Here is a 23982-nt window from a genome sequence, read left to right as displayed (position 1 = left end):
GAAATTTTGTTAGAATAAAAAATGAAAAGAAAAAGGGGGAGCCAGAAACGGGTTCCCCCTTTTTCTTTGTCAGCAGAACATTGACTTGCGGGCGCTCTGGTTCTATCATGTAAGGATTTATGTCGTAATATTTGGCAATGCAGGGTTCGTCTTAAGGGGAAGCGAAAATCATGGCACTGTTACAGATTCAACACTATCCAGAAGTTGTTCTCACTGAAAAGTCGGTTCCAGTGACCGAATTTGATGCGGAACTACGCACTTTAGCGGCCAATATGGTTGAGACCATGTATGCCGCTCCAGGCGTTGGGTTGGCTGCTCCTCAAGTGGCAGTCCTTAAGCGTATGGTTGTCATCGATTGTGGTGGTAAGGAGGATCCCAAGCTCATTGTTGCGGTGAACCCTGAAATCATTGAGTGTGACGGTGAATCGTATGAGGAGGAGGGCTGTTTGTCGGTTCCCGATTATTATGCATGCATTAAGCGTAGTGAGCGGGTGCGAATCCGTTTTCAGAACCTACAAGGCGAAGTGATCGAGTTTAATGCCGAAGGGTTATTAGCCATCTGTTTTCAGCATGAGATTGATCATCTCGATGGCAAGCTTTTCGTTGATCGCTTATCGTCACTTAAGAAAGCGATCTTTCGTAAAAAATATCAAAAAATTATGGAACAACAGCAGGAGCAGTTGTGATTGATACCAAAAATATTCGGACCGTATTTATGGGGACACCCGATTTTGCACTAGCCACCTTTGAGGGTTTAATCGAAGCAGGGCTTGATCTTGTCGGTGTGTACACGCAGCCAGACCGTCCGAAAGGGCGTGGTAGGAAAATGGCTGCTCCGCCGGTAAAAGAGCTGGCCTTACAGCACGGTATTCCCGTATTTCAGCCACGTCGCTTACGTGATGAGCAGACGGTTGCTGAATTAACGACGTTGAAACCTGATCTTATTGTCGTGGTGGCTTATGGCCAAATTTTACCGCAAAGTGTGTTGGATCTGCCTAAGTATGGTTGCATCAATGTTCATGCTTCGTTGTTGCCGCGCCATCGTGGGGCGGCTCCCATCAATAAGGTGATTATCGATGGTGATGAGGTTGCGGGTGTTACGACCATGATGATGGATATTGGTCTTGACACGGGTGATATGCTGGTCAAGCGCTCACTGCCTATTTTACCTCATGAAACCGCTGGCCAATTGCATGATCGTCTTTCTTTGTTGGGCTGTGAAGCGATGGCTGAAACCATAGCGCGACTCTGTGCAGGAACGTTGAGTCGTGAAGTGCAGGATGACAGTCTTAGCACCTATGCATCGATGATGAAAAAAGAGGATGGTTGTGTCGATTGGACACAGGCTGCCACGACCATTCACAATCTGGTGCGCGGACTCGATCCGTGGCCTGCAGCGTATACCACCCTTGAGGGGGTGACGGTGAAAATTTCTGCCACCAGCTTGTGCGATGGTGAGGGGCAGCCCGGTACGATACTTCGTGCTGATTCTGATGGCGTTATTGTTGCCTGCGGGCAAGGGGCACTTAAGGTCAATGGGCTCCAGTTGCCCGGTAAAAAGCGTTTAAGTGCTGCGGATTTTGTTCGTGGTCGCGCATTGGAAATTGGTACGTTGCTTGGTGTTTCATAATTTAAAGAGGTTGATCTGCACAGTTGTGAAACTGTTGATTGCCCCTTGAAAAGTAAATCGACTCTCCCTATATTCAGCTAGTAAAATCGATTGTTTGGGTATGGGTGTGATAATGGCTTATCACTTAAATAGTAAAATAACATTTGATAATAGAGGGTATGTGACACATGTTGAATAATGTAAAAACCGTGGGCTTAATGGCTTTGATGACCATCTTGTTGATGGTGTTTGGTGGTATTTTAGGTGGGCAAGCAGGCGCAATCTTTGCTTTGGTTATGGCTGCCGTGATGAATCTCGGTTCCTACTGGTTCTCCGATAAAATTGTCTTACGCATGTACAAAGGACATGAGGTAACTAGCGGTGTTTTGTACGACGTGGTTCAAGAATTGTGTCAGCGTAATCAGTTAGTGATGCCAAAAGTGTTCATGATTCCTGAATCAACACCGAATGCTTTTGCCACGGGGCGAAATCCTCAACATGCAGTTGTTGCGGCAACAGAGGGGATTATGGGGATTCTTAGTCGTGATGAATTGATGGGCGTTATGGCGCACGAGATGGCTCATGTGAAACACCGTGATATTTTGATTGGTTCCATTGCAGCAACCATCGCTGGTGCGATCTCGTATATGGCGACTATGGCACAATGGGCCATGATCTTTGGTGGTTTCGGTGGCGATGACGAAGAGGGTGGTAGCAATATTTTCGTGATGATTGTCACTATGATCTGTGCGCCAATTGCTGCTATGTTAGTGCAAATGGCGGTTTCTCGCTCGCGTGAATATGCCGCTGACCGTGGCGGTGCAGCACTGTGCGGCAATCCTCACTATTTAGCCAGTGCGTTGCGTAAGCTCGAATCGTCCAATCGTCAAAGTCCAATGAAAAATGTTAATGATGCAACGGCACATATGTTTATTGTCAATCCGTTGAGTGGTAAGGGGCTACAGAGCATGTTTTCGACTCATCCACCAATGGATGAGCGGGTTCGTCGCTTAGAAGAGATGGCCTAATCGGTCAGGTTTGTTGAGATTTAAGGATCGTTGAATGGTGTGGCGGGGGCGTGTTAAGCATGCCCCCGCTTTGTTGTGAATTACGCTAGCGAGGTTTTAGGCTGTGGCTAAAGATAAAAAATATGTAGCAAAGGATGCTCGTTCTATTGCATTTCAAGTGTTGAGTCGCGTTGAAGATGGTGCCTACTCAGATCTTGTTCTTGATAGTGCGTTAGACGCTGTTCCGGCCCTTGATCCACGTGAGCGCGGTTTGGCAACCGAGCTTGTTTATGGTGTTTTGCGCCGCCGCGGCAGCCTTGATTATATTCTCGATGCCTATTGTCGTCAGACGTTATCTAAGCTGGAACCTCAAGCCCTGTGCTTGCTACGTTTAGGTGTTTATCAACTCTTTTATTTAGATAAGATTCCACAACGTGCCGCTGTGCATAGTACCGTTGAGTTAGCGCGACAGATGGGTTTGGAACGGCTGACAGGCCTTGTGAATGGCATTTTGCGCTCCTGCTTGCGTGATCCTGAGCGGGTTAAGTGGCCAACGCAGGAACGTGATCCTGTTGGCTGGTTGACACATAAGCAGTCGTTGCCCGCATGGTTGGCTACGCGTTGGTTAGCTGAGTTTGGTTTGGAAGAGGCATCAGCTCTTGCTGAAGCCGTGTCTCAGGTTCCGCCGGTCACCGTACGTGTTAATTTGCTGAAAACAGATCGTGAGTCCTTTATCCAAAAGCTTGCTGAGTTGGATGTTGTTGCCACACCGACCCGCTTTGCCCCTGAAGGGGTGGTGGTGGAACGTGGTGGCTTGCGCCAACTTAGTGGTGCCGATTTAGAGCTGTATCAAGTGCAAGATGAGGCGAGTATGCTCATTGCTCATCTGTTGAACCCCAAGGCTGGGGAGAAATTGCTTGATGTCTGCGCGGCGCCGGGTGGTAAAACGACACACGTGGCTGCCTTAACTGACAATCAAGCTGAAATTATGGCGATGGATCTTCATCCGAAGCGGCTAAATTTGGTGCGTGACAGTGCCGTGCGATTGGGTTGCTCGTCAATCACCACTCAAGCCTGGGATATGACACAACCTTGTACGGTGTTAGCGGGGAAAACGTTTGATCGCGTACTGGTCGACGCTCCATGCAGTGGCCTTGGTGTGTTGCGCCGTAATCCTGAATCGCGCTGGAAACGTACCGAAGCCGATGTTCTTCGCTTGGCAAAGCTGCAAGGGGAGATCTTGACGCATGCTGCCGAGCTTGTTAGTTCGGGTGGCATGTTGTTGTACTCGCTGTGTACCACGACTGCCGAAGAGTCGCGCGAAGTTGTGGCGCGCTTTTTGGATCAGAATTCTGATTTTATTCAGGAAGATCTTCGCACTCATGCGCCTGAGCATTGGCTCGATTTATTTGATGATCAAGGTCGTTTGGTGACACTGACAACCCGTCATGATGGCATGGATTGCTTTTTTGCGACGGCGTTACGGCGGATTTGATTGTCACGTTAACACCACCCTTTTTATTCTTATCAATATTTACTTGGAGTTGAACCATGATTAAGATCTCTCCGTCGATTCTCTCGGCTGATTTTGCTCGTCTTGGTGCTGAAATTCGAACTGTGGCACAAGCAGGTGCTGATTATATTCATGTTGATGTTATGGATGGCCATTTTGTGCCGAACATCACCATTGGTGCGCCGGTCGTTAAGGCGTTGCGTCAAGTGACTGATCTGCCCCTCGATGTCCATCTGATGATCGAAAATCCTGATCTTTACATTCCAGATTTTGCCGCGGCGGGGGCGGATATTATTACCGTTCATCAGGAAGCCGTTCCCCATCTTCATCGAACCATTCAGTTGATTCATAGCCTTGGCAAAAAGGCTGGGGTGTCGATCAATCCAGCGACTCCTGCGTCGACGCTTGAGGTGATTATTGATGAGGTTGATTTGATCTTGGTGATGAGTGTTAATCCCGGTTTTGGTGGTCAAAGTTTTATTTCATCAATGCTGCCAAAGATTAAGCAATTGCGTGAAATGGTTGAACGTAGTGGTCGCTCGATTGAAATTGAAGTCGATGGTGGCGTGAAGTCGGACAATATTGGCGAGATCGCTGCGGCGGGTGCCGATGTGTTTGTTGCCGGAAGTGCGGTGTTTAATACTCCAGACTATACGGCGGCCATTAGTGCTTTGCGTCAGAGTGTGGGCTAGCGGGCTACTGGAATTCAATATTTAATGTTGGGGAGGTAGCTGGTGGCGAACTCGCAGTTTTTGACACGGATTCAAGAAACCGTTTTAATTGGTGACGGTGGCATGGGGACAGTGCTCTATGAGCAGGGTGTTCCTGTTGAAAGTTGCTTTGAGAACTTGAACCTCACCCATCCTCATCTAGTCACAGCGGTGCATCAGGCCTATCGCGCTGCTGGGGCCCAGCTACTTGAAACCAATACCTTTACTGCTAACCGTGCGCGCTTAGCGGCGATTGGGCTCGAAGCCGATGTGCATCAGATTAATGCGGCTGGAGCACGCTTGGCCCGTCAAGCGGCAGGGTGCGATTCGGATCTGTTTATTGCTGGTGCTGTAGGGCCGTTGGTTGGTTGTGATCAAGAGACCTTGTTAAGCGTCGCGGATCAGGAGCAGATGTTTCGTGAGCAGATGGAGGGCTTGGCTGATGGTGGTGTCGATCTGTTCTTGCTTGAAACCTTTGCTTCACTCGAAGAGCTTAAGCTGGCGATCTCAGTTGCTAAAAAAATTGGCCTGCCCGTTGTTGCTCAGATGACCTTCTTTGCTGAAGGGCGCACTCGCGAAGGTCTTGATGGTGCTCAGGTTTCCCGTGCACTGGATGAGATGTCACGACTTGGTGATGGTTATGCTGCCGATGTTGTTGGTGCGAATTGCGGCTCTGGCCCTCATGATATGTTGGCTGTGGTTCGTCAGATGGGTGGCGCTGTCGAGCGACCGATCTCTGCCTTTGCTAATTCGGGCTTTCCGCAATATGTAAATGGTCGCCATATCTACTTGGCAACGCCAGAATACTTTGCTCAACGCAGCCAGGAGATGGTTGCTGCTGGTGCTTCACTTGTTGGTGGTTGTTGTGGTACGACGCCGGAGCACATTGCCGCTCTCGCTCAACGCCTCAAGGGGGTTAGGCCGGTAACGCGCACCCTCGCACCTCAAGTAATTAACGAAGCTAAGAGTGTTGCGCCTGTTGTCACTATCTCCTCTTCGCGAGAAAATTCACCACTACTAAAGCGTGAGTCAAAACGTCTGCCGATCACGGTGGAGTTAGACCCGCCACGCGGCCTTGATTGTACTCAGGTGATTCAAAGAGCGCGCCAGCTCGCTGCCAGTGGTGTTGATGCGATTAATCTTGCTGAAAATCCTCTGGCTCGTATTCGAATGGGTAATTTAGCGCTAGCGGCCCGCATTCAAGATGCGACAGGTGTTCCTGTCATTGCTCATGTGACCTGTCGTGATCGTAATTTGATTGGCCTTCATTCGGAAATGATGGGTGCCCATCTGCTCGGGTTACGTCATATCCTTGCGGTAACGGGGGATCCGGCTTCGGTTGGTGATGGCGGCGGTGCAACCAGTGTATTTGATCTTAACTCTGTTGGTTTGCTCGAACTTTTGACGGCGTTGAATCATGGCCGCAATTTACTTGGCGCTGATCTGGCGAGTTGTAGTGACTTTTGTATCGGCGCGGCATTTAATCCGAATGCCGCCAAGCTTGATGGTCAGTTGCGTAAATTAGATAAGAAAATTGCTGCGGGTGCTCAGTTTGTTCAAACACAGCCTGTTTACTCCATTGAGATTGTCGATAGGATGAATCGCGCTTTAAAGGATGTGAGTATTCCGGCCTTTCTTGGCATTTTGCCCTTGGTCAGTGAACGTAATGCTGAATTTCTTCATAATGAAGTTCCTGGGATTGTGCTGCCTGATGAAGTGCGCGAGCGAATGCGTGGCACAAAGGGTGCGCAAGGTGTGGCGGCGGGCATGGAGATAGCTGTCGAGATGGTGAGTGCTCGCCACAGTCAGAGCGATGGCTACTATATTATGCCGCCATTTGGCAAGGTTGAACTCGCGCAAGAACTCATTGAAGTTATTCGATCAATTTAAACGTAGCTTGCTGCTGTGGCCTAGGACCTTTTGTTTCTCTCCTCCCCCGCCATGGGGCCTTGTCTCGTCCTTTCTTATGTAAAATTGTCCTTGATTTAGTAGCTGTATTTGTGGTATCTAGCTGCATACTGTATACGAAAAATTCGTCGTGATTTACGATATAAAGAGCGGTTCGTCGCTCTGCTTTGTGAAGAATAAAAAGCCCTCTTGCAGGTGAGGGCATGGGTATCACAGGAGGTCATATTGTCTGAAATCGTATTTTCCAGCTGGGGAAGAAAAGTTGTCGATAACCGCAATGGCGGTGAGGCTGACTTAGCTTCGTTAAAGCTTAAGCTGCCGACAGAATATCTGGGTAACAGCAAAGTCAACGCGTTTATGGGTTGGGATGGTGTCGTTTTACTGGATAAAGATACTGACGTGGTTGCTATGGCCGCCGAGTACATGAAGCGCGTGCAAGAGAAACACTGCTGCGGCAAATGTACTCCAGGTAAAAAAGGGACACGCGTACTACAGGATACGTTGGCACGTATTCTTCAAGGTCATGGTGAAGAGAAGGATTTGGATATCATCCAGAGCCTATCTAGCCTTCTTGAGGGGTGTAAATGTACTCTGTGTATGACATCGGTTATTCCTGTTTTGGATACTGTCAATCACTTCCGTGATGATTATATGGCGTACATCAGTGGCGGGCGAAAGCCTAAATTCGCTGGTGATTATCGTGATAAGGTCACTGCACCATGTATGGACCGCTGTCCAGCGCATATTGATATTCCTGCTTACATCGAAGAGATCAAAAACTATCGTTTTGATGAGTCTTTGGCGACAATTCGTGAGCGGATGCCTATTCCAGCTGTTTGTGGTCGTGTTTGCCCTCATCCTTGTGAAACAGCTTGCCGGCGCGCTCTGATTGATGAGCCCATTAGTATTATGGTTCTCAAGCGTGTTGCCGCCGATCATGAGTGGAAGCATCATAAGCTATCACCACGGGTAACAAAGCCCGCAACCGGTAAAACGGTTATGGTTGTAGGCGCTGGTCCTGCTGGCTTGACCTGTGCGTATTATCTTGCACAACAAGGTCATAAAGTTAAAATCATCGACATGTTATCAGAGCCAGGTGGCACTGTTGCTGTTGGTATTCCTGACTACCGTATGCCACGTACCCTCCTTCAGCGTGAAGCAGACAATATTGCAGCTCTCGGTGTTGAGATTGAGTATGGCGTGAAGCTCGGTCGCGATGTCTCTTTGAAAGAACTCAAAGAACAGTATGATGCGGTGTTCCTCGGCACGGGTGCTTTCAAGTCCAAACCAATGGGCGTTGAAGGGGAAGACGAAGGCTATGAGGGCTTCTCAACAGGCGGAATTAACTATCTTCGCGCGGTCGCCCTGAACGAAGGGATGGTCACACCGAAGCGAGTTATCGTTGTTGGTGGTGGTAATACAGCTATTGACTGCGTGCGTGTTGCGTTACGCGAAGGTGCTGAAGAGTCCATCTTGGTTTATCGTCGTACTCGTAATGAGATGCCTGCTGAATCGTATGAGGTTGATGATGCAGATGAGGAGAACGTCACATTTGAGTTCTTGGTGAATCCAACTCGTCTCATTACTGATAACAATAAAATCACTGGTGTTGAAGTGATCAAAATGGCTCTTGGCGAGCCAGATGATTCTGGTCGTCGTCGGCCAAAACCTGTTGAGGGCTCAGAGTATGTGATCCCTTGTGACATGGTTATCCCGGCGATTGGTCAAGATCCAGATCTTTCTTATCTTGATGATAGTGATTACGGTATTAAGCAAACTCGTTGGAACAGTATTATTACCAACGGTGGCACAATGATGACAGACAATGCTGGCGTATTTGCCGGTGGTGACTGTGAGTATGGTGCCATGACTGTTGTTCTCGCGGTTGGGCATGGTAAGCGTGCTGCAAGTGTTATGAATCGCTACTTGACTGATGGTGAAGCCATTCTTGATGATGATGAGGCTTTGGAAGATGTTGTTAATCGTCTCGGTGTTTTTGACGATGATGAGAAACTGCCTCTCTTGGGTGGTTTGCATCGTGAGCATCAGCCTAAGATTGATGGTGCAGAGCGGGCAACAAACTACGGAGAGATCGAATTGGCCATGCCTGAAAGTCAGGCTGTGGTTGAGGCCGATCGCTGCTTGCGTTGCTATCGCGTGGCGATGGTTGCCCTCGACAAGTAGTCGCTATCGATCATCTGGAGATGGTTATAAATCAAGCCGAAAACGGACACTAGCTTTAGGACTTTCATATGAGCAATAAAAGTGAAAACGCAATGGTTAATCTCACGATTGATGGCCAGAATGTTCAGATCAAATCAGGGGCAACAATTATTGTTGCTGCTGAAAAACTGGGCATAAAAATTCCGACCATGTGCTACCTGAAAAAACTTTCCACGACTGGCGCTTGCCGCGTTTGTTTGGTTGAGGTTGAAGGGGTTGCAGCGCCGATTACCGCTTGTAATACTGTTGCAACAGAGGGGATCGTTGTCACGACGAAATCGGAGCTAATTGAGCGGATGCGTAAAGATATGATTCGCTTGATGTTGGTTAATCACCCTCTCGATTGCCCTGTGTGCGATTCTGCAGGTGAGTGTGATTTACAAGATATCTGTTTTGATGATCACATCTTAGACCAGCCTTTTACTGCTGAAGATGTTGCGATGCCAAAAGTGACCAATTGGCCACTCATTGAGAATGTCCCTTCACGCTGTGTGTTGTGTGAGAAGTGTGTCAAGGTTGGTCGTGAATTGACTGGTATTGGTGATTTCTTTGTAACAGAGCGTGGTGACAAGGCCTATATCGGTCGTACGGGCGGCAGCGAAGTTGATCCTTACATTGAAGGTAATGCTGTTGCAGTCTGTCCTGTCGGCGCGATGATCTCAAAGCCGTTTAAGCATTCTGCACGGTGCTGGACTCTTGATAAGGTTCCTTCGATTGGTTTTGCTGGTGGTAGTTTAGAGCAGGTTGATCTTAACGTTAAGCAAAATAAGCTGTTTCGTATTACTTCCAAGGATGGTGTAACCATCAATGATGGATTGTTGAGTTTTGATTCTTCCTTTGGTTATGGTTTTGTCAACTCTCCTCAGCGCTTACTCCAGCCTACTCTTAAGCAGGATGGTGAGGCGGTTGTTGTTGATTGGAAGTGTGCTCAGTCTGCGATTCTCGATAAGTTTAAGTCTTTTGGTGGTGCAGCAGTCGCTGGGCTTTCATCAGCCCGTTTAACCGTTGAAGAGAACTACTTATTCCAAAAGTTGTTTCGTGCTGGCTTTGCGAGTAATAATATCGATTCCGATGCCCGTTTTGGCATGATGAAAGCCTCGAATGCGTTATATAGCACTCTTGGTCTTCGTGGTGCGAGTGCTACGGCAGATCAAATTGCTTGCGCTGATACGGTTTTTGTCTTTGGTTCAGATATCACCTCTGAGCAACCACAAATTAACTATCAAATTCAAAAAGCATTACGTCAAAACGATGCGCAACTTGTTGTTGCCAATATGCGTAATGTTCGCATTGCTAGTCTGTCAAATTCGTTTTTGAATTATATTCCAGGCAGTGAAACAGTGTTGCTTGGTGCGTTGACGAAGCTAATTGTTGATGGTGGCCTAGCAGCTGATGAGTTTATGAAGCAGTATGTTAAAAATGCTGCGGACATTAAGAAGATTATTGCAGCGGTTGATTTAGACGCTGCGGTTTCTGCGACAGGTGTATCACTTGAATTATTACAGGATGGTGCCTCAGCGCTAGCAAGCTCTGGTTCTGTCGCATTGGTCTTTGGCGCTGATGTCACGAAGTCGGATCGTTGCGAAGAGATTACTGCGGCTCTTGCAAACCTTGCAATTGTTTGCGGCGCGTTAGCGAATGATGCTGGCGGTATCTTCCCGGTTGATGAAAGACCTAATACTCAAGGCTTGCTCGATGCGGGTGTTTGTTGTGAGCTTCTACCAGGTTATCAAGGTTATGCTGATGCTTCGGCTAAGTTTGCAAAAGCGTGGGGGCTTGACGCGCTACCTCAGGGTGGTATGAATGCCTTAGAGATTTTGGCTGGTATCGAAGCTGGAACAATCCGTGCTCTTTATCTTGCTGGAACAAATCCTTTGGTCACCTTTGCTGATAGTTCACGCTGGAAAAAAGCGCTGGATAAGGTTGAGTTCTTAATCGTACAAGATATTCTTAGCTCCGAATTGACCGAGATGGCAGATGTTGTCTTGCCCGCTGCGGCGTTCTCTGAGAAATCAGGTACCTATATCTCCTGTGATCATCGCGCTGGAATGTTGGCAAAGTCGATCAAGCCAGCGGGTGGTTCACGCAGTGATAAGCAGATCTTTGCTGAACTGTTTAGTGGTATTCATGGCGCAGATCAGACGTTGTGTAATCAGGAGATTTTAACTGAAATGGCAGAGTTAACAGACCTCTTTAGTTCTGTGTCTGTTACTGGCGATACCTATACTAGCTCCTGTGTTAAGCCAAGCTATGCTCCTGCGGCAGCATCGTTATCCTTTTCAGCGTTTGCCCAACCGCAAGCGGTTAAAGGGCTACAGCTTGTTACAGGTAAGATGCATGCCCATACAGGTGTGACATCAACCTACGCAGCAGGTGCATTAGAAATTGCTCCAGCCGGTTATGTTGAACTGAGTCAACTTGATGCTGATCAGGCTGGTGTTGTTGATGGGGTTCAGGTAAGCGTTAAGGGTCCGGCTGGAACAGCAGTGGGCGTTGCGCGCATTAGTGATTGTGTCCCACAGGGTGTTGTATTTGCTCCGTACCACTTTGCTGAATTAAATATCCAGCAAGTTGTTGCTGCTGGTCAAAATGTTGTGTCTGTTGAGGTTGTAAAAGCCTAACAGCAAGAAATAATGATGGTTTAAGTGAAAAGGCCTCGACACTCGTCTAGGCCTTTTTTTTGTTTTTCAACATTGAAGTCTTAATCGTGGTAGTGCAAAACGACCAGCAGGTAACTACTATTACCAATGACATTTACACAGTTTTCTTTGTTGGTGTAATAATGGAAAGACTGTCGACATTGTCAGGCACCGAATTAATATGGAAAAGTGCCACTGCTTCCTGTGTGCGTTTGTGTATATTTCTTCGTAGTGGTGATAGGACTCGTCTTAATGGGGGCCGAAGGGTAGATTTGTTCCATAGCCAGCGAGTCTATGGTTGCGTGCACGCCTTTTTAATTCGTTACTTATGTAATTAAATACTTAGCCATGTATTAACATTTATTATCGTATACTATTAGGATTACCAGTTCTTTGATAGAGATAAGTGGCGCATTTGTTGGTGGTGCAGAATTTAATTCTTCTAAACAGTGAAGATTCTAATTGTTTTGCATCTTGCTATTTTAATGTGAATTTGTGCTTATTCATTTTGATGTCAACAATTACCGTGTATAATATACCATTATTGTTATTGTTAGTGTTTGTGTTTCTGTTTGTACGGAAACGTTATTTACAGTAAATAATTTGGGTTCTCAGCTCGTATAGTTAGGGCTTTTCTTTGTTCAAAATGATCGTAATTTATATTTAGTTACATAAAGCCATGGGTTAAGGTTTATATTTATGAAAAAGTTATCTTTTAGTTTCTGCTTCTTTTTTCTCATTTTGTCTCTTCCTTGTAGTGGATATTCATCAAGCACGTCCGATTCTTTAGTGTATTTAAAGCAGCTAAGTTTAGAAAGTTTGATGGACATAGAGGTAACATCTGTTTCTAAAAAAACCGAGAAAGTGATGGACACAGCCGCCGCAATTTACGTATTGAGCAACGATGAAATTGTACGAAGTGGCTATCGTTCTTTACCTGAATTGCTTCGCAAAGTACCAGGGCTTTTTGTCGCGAGTGTCGACAGTAGTAATGCCGTGGTAACGAGTCGGGGATTCAAGAATGTTTTCTCGAATAAACTTCTTGTTCTGATTGATGGACGTTCTGTGTATACACCTCTGTTCTCAGGAGTGTACTGGGATATTCAAGATGTTCTAATTGATGACATTGAGCGTATCGAGGTGATTCGTGGTCCTGGTGCAAGTACGTGGGGGGCGAATGCTGTTAATGGCGTTATTAATGTTATTACGAAAAACACAAAAGATACTTTAGGAACTTTGGCCAGCGCGGGTGTCGGAACCCATGAGCCGCTATTGCTTAATGGCCGATATGGAGGAACTCTTCGCGACGGGTTAACCTATAGGCTGTATGCAAAAAAACACGATCTAGATCCCTTAGAGAATAATGGTTTATCGAAAGCTGTAGGTGATTCTCAGTTGGAGCATGGTGGATTTAGATTTGATTACGATATTAATCAATCACACGATTTTACGGTGCAGGGCGATATTTATCGTAGCGAGAATGATACGATTCTACGGGTAAGCACTGCCGCTCAAGAAGAGTATATCTCGCGTGTTGAGACACGAGGTGGGAATATATTAGCGCGTTGGAATACTGAATTGAGTGCAGATTCAGAGCTCACGGTTCAAGGATACTATGATCGCACAGACCGCGAAGATCTTCGTTTAGGGGAAGTTCGTCAGACTTGGGATCTTGATGTTAGACATCAATTTATGCTAGGGCAAGTGCAAGATATTGTATGGGGTGGAGGCTACCGTTATAGTCGTGATGAAAGTACAGACGGTTTAGTGACCACACTTACGCCAAAATCACGCGATGATGAACTATACAACGTGTTTCTACAGGATCAATTTTCATTATGTGATGATCAACTTTTGCTTACTGGTGGCATAAAGTATGAGCACAATGATTATACGGGCTCAGAGTGGCAACCAAATATTCGGGCTGCATGGAAATTTAATTCAAGGCACACCCTGTGGGGGGCTGTTTCGCGTGCTGTGCGAACTCCTTCGCGTGCTGAGGCTGACATGTCGTCACTGATTGGCAGCATTCAATCGATGGTTCCCTCATCCGCTGTTGGGATTCCAGGTCCAGGTTTTGATATCCCAGCGATTGCAAACATAACCATTATTGGTAATGACGAGTATGCCTCAGAAAAATTACTTGCTTATGAATTAGGCTATCGTAGTCAATTGAGTGACCGTCTTTATGTTGACATGTCATTGTATTATAATGATTACAGTCGGTTGAGAACGCAGGAGGCCAAGGGTAAGGTTGTCGAATTTGATGGTTCAACGGTTCTGGTTGAACTGCCATTTTATATTGACAATCTAGCTGATGGTGAGGGCTATGGTTTTGAAATTTGGGCGCGTTATGAAGCCAATGACTGGTGGAATATTACAGCAAGTTACAGTTGGCTAAAGTTGCTGATCCATTCTGATGGATCAAAGCTTGATCCCCTTGGCGAGAGTGCTGAGGAGGATGACCCAGAGCATAATGTTTCAGTCCATTCAGCAATGAATTTGTCTGATTCTATCAGTTTAGATACTTTTGTTTACTACACGGCAGAAACGAATGAGGGCGATGTCCCATCTTTTTGGCGCCTTGATCTTCGTTTTGCTTGGCAGTTAAGTGAGCAGTTGGAGTGGAGTATTCAGGGGACGAATTTGTCCGATTCGGCCCATCTTGAGATGCCAACACAGTACGGTTCACGTCCAAGTCAGGTGCCAAGAACTGTGTATACTCAGTTGAGTTGGAAATACTAAACGATGAGCTTGTCGATGTTGAGACAATTAATGTTGATTGTATTTATCGTTACGTCACTTCTTGTCGGTGCAACGGATTCCCAGTCACGGACACGTTACTCTGAGGAGCAGGTAAAGGCGGTTTTTTTGCTGAATGTCACTCATTTTGTGACTTGGCCAGACAGTGGGCGTAATTATCAAGATAATCCGTTTATTTTTTGTGTGGTTGGCAATACACATTTTGCTGATGAACTCGTATCGGTACTCAAGGGTGAGCTGATTTTCATGGTTAAACCCCTTGTCGTTGTTTGTGATGACCCGACAAGTATCCCCCCTTGTGATCTTCTTTATGTTGATAAAAGTGTAAAACTTGGTGTTCAAGAGATTGTTAGCCAGACGGATAACTTGTCTGTGCTCACCGTTGGTGATGACTCTGCGTTTTGTCGTGAGGGTGGCGGTGTAACACTGGAGCTAAGGGATAATAGGATTCAATTACAAGTCAATGTCGATGCTGTTCGGCGCCATGGTTTGCAGGTTAGTTCTAAGTTGCTTCAGATTGCGAAAGTTGTCGGTATCTCTAGTCTGCGAGAGTCGGAATGAGGTTAAGTAATTTAGCCATTCGACATAAATTGTTAGTGTTGCTTGTTGGGCTTAGTACGTTAGCTTTGACGATTGCTTTTGTTCTTGCTGCTGCGGATAAAATGGTCACCTACCGCCAAGGCTTAGTCGTTAAAATGACAACTCTTGCTGATGTTATCGGTATGAATTCTACCGCTGCCATTGTGTTTGACGATGCACAAACTGCAACGGAGATATTGTCCGCGCTGCGTATGGAAGGCAACGTTGATAGTGCGATAATTGTTAAGGTACGTACTGGGATTTTTGCTAACTATACAGCGGTAGGACAATCGCCAGACCAATTAGCAGAGTTTTATGCTGTAGCCACTGCGCTTTATGATACGGAAGAGCGCTATTTTTATGAAACGCGGTCTCTCGATCTGGTCCGTCCAATCATGATGGATGATAAGAATATTGGCTTTGTTGCGATCAGGACGAATTTAAATGCGCTTTACAGTAGTTTGCACGTTTTTGCCCTAAGTTCCTTTGCTTTCCTTGCTCTATTAACCCTACTTGTTTACTTTTTAGCGCAACGTATGCAGCGGATTGTTTCGGCACCAATCTCCCATTTGGCTGGTATTATTCAGCAAGTTGCCCAAAGTGAAGACTATACCCTACGCGCGCGCAAAACCAGTGATGATGAACTTGGAATTTTAATGGATGGATTCAATGCCATGCTTGTTCAGATTCAAGAACGTGATTCCCATCTTGCTGCTGCGGTTGATGGGCTCAAAAGTGCTAACCTTAAAGCAGAAGCAGCGAGTCTTGCTAAGTCTCAATTTTTAGCCAATATGAGTCATGAAATACGCACTCCCATGAATGGTATTATTGGCATGAGTGATCTTCTTTTGAAGACGACGTTGGATGAACTACAGTCTCGCTATGCTGGGTTTTTACAGCGATCATCGAAAAGCCTTCTGGCCATAGTTAATGATATTCTCGACTTGTCAAAAATTGAAGCTGGTAAGCTTCAGCTTGACCCACAGCCTTTCGTTTTGTCTAAGGTTTTGGAAGATGTAACGGAGCTGCTGTCAGGAGAGGCTCTTGATAAGGGGCTTGAGATTGGGGTGGCGTATGATTTTCACCCAGCTTTACAGGTGGTGGGAGACGAGGGTCGCTTAAGACAAGTTGTTGTTAATCTGCTTGGTAATGCAATTAAGTTTACTCATTATGGCCGAGTGCGCTTGCATGCGAAAGTTGATTCAATTAGCCAACTTAGTTGTCGTGTTGTTTTTTCCGTCATCGACACCGGAATTGGTGTTTCTCACAATGCGCAAGAAAAAATATTTGAATCGTTCAAACAAGAAGATGGTTCGACAACCAGGCGATACGGAGGTACAGGTTTGGGGTTGGCGATTTCACAGGAGATCGTCACTATGATGGGTGGTATGATCACTGTCAATAGTGTTCCTGGTCGTGGTGCCGTATTTACTTTTGATGTTGAGTTTCCTGTCCTGGTACTGGATGAAGTCCTTGCACGTGAAGTTACCTCTTCTAAGGTGATCTTGCTAGGGATGGGGGAGGAGCTTCAGCAGCTGTTTGTTGAGCAGATGTTGGGTCTGGGCGTTGAATGTATTTGCTGTGAAAGCTATGAGCAGTTTTCCGCTCAGTTCGAATCAAAATGCTCGAGCTCAGATCAGTACTGGATTTTCTGTTCGATGCAAAATGGCAAGATTTGCTCGCCCCAGTTAGATCTGTTGAACCAATGTAAAGCCTTTCGCGTTGTGATGGTGCTTGATCGCGTCAGTGAATTAAGTTCCCATAAATTTAGGTACGATAATATTTATTTATCAATGGTTCGTCCTGTCCAGCCGAGTGCTATTCAGCGATTACTGTTAGAAAAAGAGCAACCCTATGATGTCAAGACTGATCATGATGCTCCTGTGTTTGCAGACCTGAATGTTCTTTTGGCTGAAGATAATGTTGTTAATCAAGAGGTTGGTCGCGGGATATTAGAGAGCATTGGTTGCCGCGTTAGGATTGTTGAAACGGGTGAGCAAGCTCTTTCGGTAATGGTTGCTGGGAAGTACGATTTAGTATTGATGGATTGCCAGATGCCTGTTTTGGATGGGTATGCAGCTACGCAACAATATCGTGTTCACGAGATGGGGGGTCCCGATGTGCCACGCTTACCAATTATTGCTCTAACTGCCAACGCAATGGTTGGTGATCGAGATAAATGCTTAAAGGCAGGGATGGATGATTATTTATCTAAGCCATTTGATCATAAGCAATTGACGGAAATGATTGAAAAGTGGGTGGGAATCACGTTAGTCAGCGACCAGTCAGCACTTGTAGAGGTGGAGCGGGTTGTCAATGGTCCTCTTGATTTGAGCTATCTTGTTGCAATAGGCAATATTCGGCCAGATGGTGCCAAGGAAAGAATTAATAAGGTTATTACTCTTTATTTAGACAGCTCTGCTAGCGAGATTAAGCAGTTGAAAAATGCGTTACATGATAAGGATTGCGACGCGTTGATGATGAGGGCCCACAGTCTTAAATCATCTAGTGCGAATGTTGGTGCCGTTGATTTCTCTGAATTACTGCATAAGATTGAACAATTGAGTCGAGAAGGGAACATTGGCGAAGTTACAGGATTGATTGAGCAGATTTGCGAACAGCATGGGGAACTTGGGCAACGGTTGCGGTCAATATTGGAGGATGGATTATGATAGATCAAGATCGAGGGTTTGATTTAATATTGATCGTAGATGATGATCCAATGATTCAGTATCTCGCTCAAGAAACACTGCACGACGATAAGTTTCAAGTGCTTGTCGCGCAAAATGGTTTGAAAGCTCTAGAGCTGTTTGAAACCAAATCACCAGATTTGGTTCTGCTTGATGTGATGATGCCTGAGATGGACGGCTTTGAGTGCTGCCGACAGATTCGCCAGCTGCCTACAGGTAAGGATGTTCCAGTGTTGATGATGACTGGGCTGGATGATGTATTATCCATTGATCAAGCCTATGAAGTTGGAGCCACTGACTTTACCACTAAGCCAATTAATTGGTTGATATTAGAGCATCGTGTTAAATACATGCTGCGCTCTTATTGGTCCATGTTGGAGCTTAAGAAAACTGAGAAGGAAATTCGTAAAAATGAAGCGCGTCAATCCTATCTAGCAAATCATGATCCTCTTACGGGGTTGCCGAACCGTTTAATGTTTCAAGAACAACTTCAGCAGGCATTGCGACTTTCATTGCGGTATGAAAAGAAGATTAGTTTACTGTTTTTGGATTTAAATGATTTTAAAGTGATTAATGACACCATGGGCCATAAAGTTGGAGACCTTGTCTTGTGTGAGTTCGCGCGGCGCCTTAAAGATGTGTTGCGTGAAAGCGATATGGTGGCAAGATTGGGTGGGGACGAATTTGTCGTTTTGCTTGAAGGGGTTGATGTTTGTCAGACAGCAGAAGGTGTTTCAAGAAAAATACTTGATGCCTTTGATGAACCGATGGTGTTCAAAGATCAAAGAATAATCATTGATACCAGTATTGGGGTCGCCAGCTTTCCAGAGGATGCGACCACTGCAGATGGGTTGATGAATTGTGCTGATATTGCGATGTATCAAGCTAAAAAAGATGGTGCAGGCTATTACACGTTTTCTCAGTCGAGTGAAGGTTTAGATGGGGGCAGAGGGTTGACCTATGATTTGAAAGTTGCCCTCGAGCGTGGCGAGTTTCAGCTATATTACCAACCTATCTTTCATATGGATGATGGTACCTTGGCGGGTTCAGAAGCATTGCTAAGATGGAACCATCCTATTCATGGAGTCTTACCTCCAGGGCAATTCGTTACATCAATACGTTATAGTTCAGAGATGTTAGAGCTAGAAAGGTGGATTATTGAGCAGACTGTGAAGGATGTTTGCTTGGGAGAGGTTGTTGATCCGTCATTGTATGTGGCGGTAAATATCTCATCGCGGATGTTTTATCGCCCCTGCTTTGTATCGTGGTTAGAGTCTGAAATTGTCAAAGTTTATTCTCTACAACGGGGAATGTTACAGTTTGATATTAACGAGTCGGTTTTGATGGCGAATCCCAAACTCTCTAAAAAAATTGTCGCTGATCTGTATGGTCTTGGCGTTCCAGTTGCTGTTGATGATTTTGGTACTGGGTGTGCCAGTCTGGCGAATCTTAAAGATGTCTCTTCGCAGTCTCTGAAAATTGATGGCCAATTTGTTTCAACGTTGACGACGAATACGTCGTCGCGAGCATTATGCGAGGCAATTATTGCTGTTGCACAATGTTTTGATATGGCTGTTGTTGCTGAAGGGATAGAGACTGAGGAAGAATTTGAGTTTTTAAAAAAGGCTGGATGTAACCAAGGGCAAGGAAATTGGCTCGGTGTTCCTAAGCCTTAACGGATAAATGTTTATAAGAAAGAAAATTGACTACATTTGCAGTGATTTTAGATTATTGACAAACCCCACATTTTTAAATGTGGGGTTTTTTATGGTAACTGGGAAGATTTAATCGTGTTCGTGATAGTGCAAAACCACCAGCAGGCAACTGCCATCCGCAATAACATTTATACCGTTTTCTTTGCACAGATCAATAGCTAAGGAACTTTCAGCACCGGGTTGCATCCAAATACTTTTAATCCCCTTGGTGATCGCATGCTGAACGACTTGTTCGGTAATCTTTGGTGGGGTAATAATGGAAAGACTGTCGATGTTGTCAGCTAGATCTAGCACCGAACTAACACAGGTAAGTCCCTCAATCTCTTTAGCTCGAGGATTGATAGGGACGACAAGGTGATCGTTTTGTTTGAGGCAGCGCAGCACCTTGTTGCCGTATTTATTACGATTCGTTGACGCTCCCGCTACGGCAAATGCTGGTGATTGCATGAATTGTTCAATCTGATCCATTGTTTTATTCTCCTCTTAAGCAGGATGGTTAACAGCGGTCTATGATTGCTTGTCGAGCTAGGTCGTCACAGCGTTCATTTTCTTCGTGGCCTGCGTGACCCTTAACCCACTTCCAGCGAACGCTATGGCCATTTGTTGCTGCTTCTAACCGTTCCCATAGATCGCGATTGAGCACCGGTTTGCGTTGTGAGTTTTTCCAGCCCTTTTTCTTCCAGCCCTCGATCCACTCTGTCATCCCTTTACATACATATTGGGAGTCAGTTGTCATGATAACTGTACTCGGTTTCGTGAGGGATTCAAGGCCAGCGATCGCGCCCATCATCTCCATGCGGTTATTGGTTGTGTCAGGGGCGTAGCCACTAAGCTCTTTGACGTGAGGGCCGTAACGTAAAATGGTACCGTAACCGCCAGGGCCAGGGTTGCCACTACAGGCTCCGTCACTGAAAATTTCTACGTGTATTGTTTTAGTATTATTCATGATGACATGCTATCACGTTTTGGGTTGGTGGTCAGTATGACAGGATTCGTAAGGTGATTTATTTTCACCAATTGCGAGTTGAATCCGCGCTCTAAAAGTAAATGCTACAAACCATGAGTTTGCTAGTAATACGAAAAATAGTTGGTTTTATGGTTTCTTGATCTAGCTGAGTTTAAAGTGGTCAGTAATGCTATGGGTCATAGAATTGGTGATCCTGTCTTGTGGGCCGGGCACGGAGGATTTAAGAGGTGTTTATTGCGTGACATCTGGTTTGCCAGGTTGGATGACGATGGATTTGTTGTATGTAACATCATGACTTGAAGTTGGTACAACTGCGGCTGCTTATTGCTATATTATGACTAGTTGGACAGGGTTGAGGAGTGGTCAGGTTTTTTAAAGTATGAAGGTTCGCTTGTAGGAAAGGCAATGGATTTTTTAGTTCTTTGCGTCCCCCAAGGGAATTCGAACCCCTGTCGCCGCCGTTAACGGGCGGTGTCCTGGTCCAAGCTAGGCGATAAGTATGTAAATTTAAAAGTGGTGAGCTGGGGAAGGGAATACGGATAACTCGAAAGATATCCTCCCATAAAAAGAGCACGAAGGGCTAAAAACTTTCTAAACACTGGCATGAGTATACGGCCAAATATCGAAAAATAGGCCTTTAGTCTGATAGACAGCCACTGCACATGTTTAGTAGTGTTTAAAGTTACAGATTACGGATTTTTTTGTTTAATGAGTAAAAAAACAGAATTAAGTGCCGCTTCAGCATATGAAATTAGATAATGAGCAGAGTCATTGCCTTTATACCTTTGGCTCGATTTATCATCTCTCACCCTTTTCACTGATCACACACAGTCGATCGGCATTAGCATCCGCCACCGATGTGCACAATAACGCACCATTCCAATTTGTAAAGGCATGTATGAAACATAAAAAACAGTACCGTTGGATTTTCGTTGCCGGGTTATTTTTGACAACATTGTTGCTGGTAGGTTGCAGTGATGGTGACGGCTGGGATCGCTACACCATTTCAGGCCAAGTTTATAGTGAAGGGCTGGAGTCTAATATGGGTTGGCCCGATATCACCCTGACCATGGACGGAGACCAGACCCAGACCACCACAACGGATGACGATGGCAACTACAGTTTCACTGTGCCTGTTGGCGTATACAGAATAAGACCCACACACAAAGGTAACACCTTCGCGCCACCGGACAATGTTATCACCGTCAGTGATCCGGATGTTATCACTGACAGTAATCCGGATGGTGGCAGCGGCGATATCGGCGGGGTCGATTTCACGGTGGAGCCTTTTGGTGCCACGCAGTCAAGTGCCACCTGGCAGGTAACCGGTTCTATGGCCTAAGAGCGCAGAAAACCTACAATGACCCTGCTGGCCGAAGGCAGGGTGCTCGTCGCCGGAGGAGCAAGCAGATTGGAAAATGACCGTGCCAGCGCGGAGCTCTACGATCCGGCGTCATACTCTGATTCTGCTTTGATGCCGGAGGAAGAGGCGCTCGAATAACTGTCAATTTTCGAGCAGACATCAATTCATCAGGGGGGAGTAAGTCGAATGGATCTCCGTTGAAAGTGGTTCTATCTGCCGAGATGACTGATGAAACGAATTGAGCGGCTCTTTCACAACGATAAAGCTGCTGAATTATAAAATTAATGGCACGAAATCGCTTTTCCATCATTTTTTAATTTCAATTTAAGGAGAGTTCAAGTATGCGCACAAAATACAGATTATTAGGCGTTCTATTTATTGTACTGGCTTGCATGCTTACGGCTTGTGGCGATGACCATTCAAGCTCGACGAGCCTTGATGTTACCGATTACTCACAAGCAGAGCACTGGCTGTCACTACCGGCGACATCGAAAGACGTCGATGTGTTCTACCTTTATCCGACGGCCTGGCAGAAGATAGAGCCAACCGACCCGAACATCAATGAGATTGATAACGCTTCTATGCTGCTCGGCGCCAATGGTGCCTTCGACCGTCAGGCGACGGCCTTTGAAACCGTTGGTAATATCTATGCGCCCTATTACCGACAGGCCGATATCTTTTATGTTTTAGAGTTGCCGACTTTGGAAGAACGCGAGCAGGTCATAGCAGGGGCTCCGACTCTGGATGCCATGGCGGCCTTTGACTACTACATTCAACATTTCAATAACGGCCGGCCGTTCATTCTCGCTGGGCATTCACAGGGTTCAAATGTGCTGTTGAATCTTCTGGCTGACTACATGGAAGAAAACCCAGAGGTTTATGAGCGGATGATTGCCGCCTATGTCATCGGCTATTCGGTGACGCCAACCTATCTGGATAGCAATCCTCATTTGAAATTTGCCGAGACTGCGGATGATACCGGAGTCATCATCTCCTATAATACGCAATCTCCAGATGTTGAAAAGGGAGATAATCCAGTCGTGAGTGATGGTGCTATTGCCATCAATCCGCTGACTTGGACGAGAGACGAAACACCGGCACTCATTTCAGATGGGTTGGGGTCATTTATGCCAGTAGATGGGGTTTTTACCGAGGTTGCTCAGTATGCGGACGCAACGGTTGATCTCGATAAGGGCGTGGTGACAACGACCGTTGATCAGGCTGGCCTGTTTCTTGGACTTGGTGAGGGAATCTACCATAGTTATGACTACCCCTTTTATTATTTCAATCTTCGTGAAAATGCACAAAACAGAGTTGAGGCGTTTTTGAACCTATAAAGTGAACCCTGAGGCGTCTGTTGAAAAAGATATCATCCTCGTGAAAACGGGAATCTAGTCCTTAACAAATCCAGTGATCGTCACTCCCGCGCAGGCGTGACGGTCACCGGATTTTAAACTGTTAGCTAATAGCGCCTAAGTACTCAATTCTCAACGTATTCAGCAATGCATAGCGCGACGAATCTCTCGGGTAATTATCGATAACTGGCAATGCCTTTGACCGCATGCTAGATTTCCGCATGGTCAATTTTACGGTGTGTTGTTAGCGTTTTCTCCAATTCACCGCTTGCGAGACCACGGCGGGAGTGAATAATATGTTGTTACGAATTTGGTTGGCGTTAATCGTTGTGATCAGCGGTTATTTTTTGACGTTGTGGTTCAATATAAACAGCCATACCAATATGGCTTACGATGCGCGAAAAAACGAGCTGCGGCATATCGTAAACCTAGCTAAAAACACCATCCAGCCTCTTATTGACCAGCAAAATGCCGGCCTTCTTACCAAAGAGGAGTCGATGCGCGCTGGCATTGATATTCTCAACCGTATGACCTTCCTTGACAGTTATGGCAATAATTATATTTTCATGACAACCTACGATGGAACCATGCGCGTCATTCCATTTGAACCTCAAAGGCTGGGGTGCAATCAATGGGATATGCAGGATAGTCACGGCAAATATTTAATTCGCGAATTAGTGAAATTAACCAAGAGTTCTGCAGGTGAAGGATTTTCAGACTACTTTTATCTCCCCCCGCACTCACAACGTATTTCTTTAACTGCTTTTTTTGTCATTTTTTTCAAAATAAGAAATCCCTCTAGAAAATATTTGAGTAGTCGTAGCTTCATCAGTGGTCCAATTTTACTGAGGCACTCATTATATGAATTCAATAGAATGGATTGTTAGTTCTTGGGTCTATCAGGAACACCAAAAGGGCTATTAGCGTTTAGCTAGAAGGGT

Annotated in this window: 19 protein-coding genes; 17 read left to right on the top strand and 2 right to left on the bottom strand. The window is 45.8% G+C overall.

What is annotated here, in order from left to right:
- The first annotated feature begins 170 nt into the window (after window positions 1-170).
- The 12 genes from def (at window position 171) to ACZ5KY_RS01500 (ending at window position 19317) form a co-directional block, all read left to right on the top strand.
- Window positions 171-686, top strand: a complete 516-nt coding sequence (def, locus tag ACZ5KY_RS01555; protein ID WP_464242154.1) for a peptide deformylase — start codon at window positions 171-173, stop codon at window positions 684-686.
- A 29-nt stretch (window positions 687-715) separates the two neighbouring features.
- Window positions 716-1630 carry a methionyl-tRNA formyltransferase gene (gene fmt, locus ACZ5KY_RS01550; RefSeq protein WP_464244607.1) on the top strand — a complete coding sequence of 305 codons (915 nt, stop codon included), beginning with the start codon at window positions 716-718 and terminating at the stop codon, window positions 1628-1630.
- 170 nt (window positions 1631-1800) lie between these two features.
- Window positions 1801-2637 (top strand): zinc metalloprotease HtpX, encoded by an 837-nt coding sequence (htpX, locus tag ACZ5KY_RS01545; RefSeq protein WP_464244606.1) that lies wholly within the window; start codon window positions 1801-1803, stop codon window positions 2635-2637.
- 103 nt (window positions 2638-2740) lie between these two features.
- Complete coding sequence (gene rsmB, locus ACZ5KY_RS01540; RefSeq protein ID WP_464242153.1) at window positions 2741-4111, top strand: 16S rRNA (cytosine(967)-C(5))-methyltransferase RsmB; 1371 nt, start codon at window positions 2741-2743, stop codon at window positions 4109-4111.
- 56 nt (window positions 4112-4167) lie between these two features.
- Window positions 4168-4821, top strand: a complete 654-nt coding sequence (gene rpe, locus ACZ5KY_RS01535) for a ribulose-phosphate 3-epimerase (RefSeq protein ID WP_464242152.1) — start codon at window positions 4168-4170, stop codon at window positions 4819-4821.
- Window positions 4822-4863: 42 nt separating this feature from the next.
- Window positions 4864-6729: a bifunctional homocysteine S-methyltransferase/methylenetetrahydrofolate reductase gene (locus ACZ5KY_RS01530; protein ID WP_464242151.1), complete on the top strand. Its 1866-nt coding sequence runs from the start codon at window positions 4864-4866 to the stop codon at window positions 6727-6729.
- A gap of 243 nt (window positions 6730-6972) precedes the next feature.
- Window positions 6973-8931: an FAD-dependent oxidoreductase gene (locus ACZ5KY_RS01525; RefSeq protein WP_464242150.1), complete on the top strand. Its 1959-nt coding sequence runs from the start codon at window positions 6973-6975 to the stop codon at window positions 8929-8931.
- A 68-nt stretch (window positions 8932-8999) separates the two neighbouring features.
- Window positions 9000-11591, top strand: a complete 2592-nt coding sequence (locus ACZ5KY_RS01520) for a molybdopterin-dependent oxidoreductase (protein ID WP_464242149.1) — start codon at window positions 9000-9002, stop codon at window positions 11589-11591.
- Between the two features lie 840 nt (window positions 11592-12431).
- Window positions 12432-14354 carry a TonB-dependent receptor plug domain-containing protein gene (locus ACZ5KY_RS01515; RefSeq protein WP_464242148.1) on the top strand — a complete coding sequence of 641 codons (1923 nt, stop codon included), beginning with the start codon at window positions 12432-12434 and terminating at the stop codon, window positions 14352-14354.
- Between the two features lie 15 nt (window positions 14355-14369).
- Window positions 14370-14933 (top strand): YfiR family protein, encoded by a 564-nt coding sequence (locus ACZ5KY_RS01510; RefSeq protein WP_464242147.1) that lies wholly within the window; start codon window positions 14370-14372, stop codon window positions 14931-14933.
- Window positions 14930-17623, top strand: a complete 2694-nt coding sequence (locus ACZ5KY_RS01505) for an ATP-binding protein (RefSeq protein ID WP_464242146.1) — start codon at window positions 14930-14932, stop codon at window positions 17621-17623. Before ACZ5KY_RS01510 ends, ACZ5KY_RS01505 begins: the two co-directional genes overlap by 4 nt.
- A complete protein-coding gene (locus tag ACZ5KY_RS01500) occupies window positions 17620-19317 on the top strand; it encodes a two-component system response regulator (protein ID WP_464242145.1) in 1698 nt (565 codons plus the stop codon). Before ACZ5KY_RS01505 ends, ACZ5KY_RS01500 begins: the two co-directional genes overlap by 4 nt.
- 108 nt (window positions 19318-19425) lie before the next feature.
- Here the strand turns inward: ACZ5KY_RS01500 and ACZ5KY_RS01495 are convergent, their stop codons facing one another.
- Both ACZ5KY_RS01495 and rnhA read right to left on the bottom strand, forming a co-directional pair.
- The gene (locus ACZ5KY_RS01495; protein WP_464242144.1) at window positions 19426-19824 is read right to left on the bottom strand and encodes a CoA-binding protein; all 399 of its coding nucleotides are present in this window, start codon (window positions 19822-19824) and stop codon (window positions 19426-19428) included.
- Window positions 19825-19852: 28 nt separating this feature from the next.
- Window positions 19853-20302, bottom strand: coding sequence for a ribonuclease HI (gene rnhA, locus ACZ5KY_RS01490; protein WP_464242143.1), 450 nt, complete (start codon window positions 20300-20302; stop codon window positions 19853-19855).
- Window positions 20303-20443: 141 nt separating this feature from the next.
- Here rnhA and ACZ5KY_RS01485 point away from each other — a divergent pair, with 141 nt between their 5' ends.
- The 5 genes from ACZ5KY_RS01485 to ACZ5KY_RS01465 all read left to right on the top strand — a co-directional run bounded on the left by ACZ5KY_RS01485 (window position 20444) and on the right by ACZ5KY_RS01465 (window position 23928).
- A complete protein-coding gene (locus tag ACZ5KY_RS01485) occupies window positions 20444-20623 on the top strand; it encodes a diguanylate cyclase domain-containing protein (protein WP_464242142.1) in 180 nt (59 codons plus the stop codon).
- 445 nt (window positions 20624-21068) lie between these two features.
- Window positions 21069-21665 carry a hypothetical protein gene (locus tag ACZ5KY_RS01480; protein WP_464242141.1) on the top strand — a complete coding sequence of 199 codons (597 nt, stop codon included), beginning with the start codon at window positions 21069-21071 and terminating at the stop codon, window positions 21663-21665.
- Between the two features lie 18 nt (window positions 21666-21683).
- Window positions 21684-21824, top strand: a complete 141-nt coding sequence (locus ACZ5KY_RS01475; RefSeq protein ID WP_464242140.1) for a hypothetical protein — start codon at window positions 21684-21686, stop codon at window positions 21822-21824.
- A 203-nt stretch (window positions 21825-22027) separates the two neighbouring features.
- On the top strand, window positions 22028-23023 hold the full coding sequence (locus ACZ5KY_RS01470; protein ID WP_464242139.1) for a DUF3089 domain-containing protein: 996 nt from the start codon (window positions 22028-22030) through the stop codon (window positions 23021-23023).
- Between the two features lie 314 nt (window positions 23024-23337).
- The gene (locus ACZ5KY_RS01465) at window positions 23338-23928 is read left to right on the top strand and encodes a cache domain-containing protein (RefSeq protein WP_464242138.1); all 591 of its coding nucleotides are present in this window, start codon (window positions 23338-23340) and stop codon (window positions 23926-23928) included.
- Window positions 23929-23982: the final 54 nt, after the last annotated feature.

The sequence above is a fragment of the Desulfuromonas svalbardensis genome (assembly GCF_055389415.1).
The sequence above is the reverse complement of the archived record's forward strand: the minus strand, read 5'-3'. Positions and strand labels throughout refer to the sequence as shown.

Bases quoted from the DNA above. Each gene is read 5' to 3' on its own strand.
- def (WP_464242154.1), top strand. From the start codon at position 171: ATGGCACTGTTACAGATTCAACACTATCCAGAAGTTGTTCTCACTGAA.
- fmt (WP_464244607.1), top strand. From the start codon at position 716: ATGGGGACACCCGATTTTGCACTAGCCACCTTTGAGGGTTTAATCGAA.
- rpe (WP_464242152.1), top strand. From the start codon at position 4,168: ATGATTAAGATCTCTCCGTCGATTCTCTCGGCTGATTTTGCTCGTCTT.
- ACZ5KY_RS01520 (WP_464242149.1), top strand. From the start codon at position 9,000: ATGAGCAATAAAAGTGAAAACGCAATGGTTAATCTCACGATTGATGGC.
- ACZ5KY_RS01515 (WP_464242148.1), top strand. From the start codon at position 12,432: ATGGACATAGAGGTAACATCTGTTTCTAAAAAAACCGAGAAAGTGATG.
- ACZ5KY_RS01510 (WP_464242147.1), top strand. From the start codon at position 14,370: ATGTTGAGACAATTAATGTTGATTGTATTTATCGTTACGTCACTTCTT.
- ACZ5KY_RS01505 (WP_464242146.1), top strand. From the start codon at position 14,930: ATGAGGTTAAGTAATTTAGCCATTCGACATAAATTGTTAGTGTTGCTT.
- ACZ5KY_RS01500 (WP_464242145.1), top strand. From the start codon at position 17,620: ATGATAGATCAAGATCGAGGGTTTGATTTAATATTGATCGTAGATGAT.
- ACZ5KY_RS01495 (WP_464242144.1), bottom strand. From the start codon at position 19,824: ATGGATCAGATTGAACAATTCATGCAATCACCAGCATTTGCCGTAGCG.
- rnhA (WP_464242143.1), bottom strand. From the start codon at position 20,302: ATGAATAATACTAAAACAATACACGTAGAAATTTTCAGTGACGGAGCC.
- ACZ5KY_RS01480 (WP_464242141.1), top strand. From the start codon at position 21,069: ATGAAATTAGATAATGAGCAGAGTCATTGCCTTTATACCTTTGGCTCG.
- ACZ5KY_RS01475 (WP_464242140.1), top strand. From the start codon at position 21,684: ATGACCCTGCTGGCCGAAGGCAGGGTGCTCGTCGCCGGAGGAGCAAGC.
- ACZ5KY_RS01470 (WP_464242139.1), top strand. From the start codon at position 22,028: ATGCGCACAAAATACAGATTATTAGGCGTTCTATTTATTGTACTGGCT.
- ACZ5KY_RS01465 (WP_464242138.1), top strand. From the start codon at position 23,338: ATGTTGTTACGAATTTGGTTGGCGTTAATCGTTGTGATCAGCGGTTAT.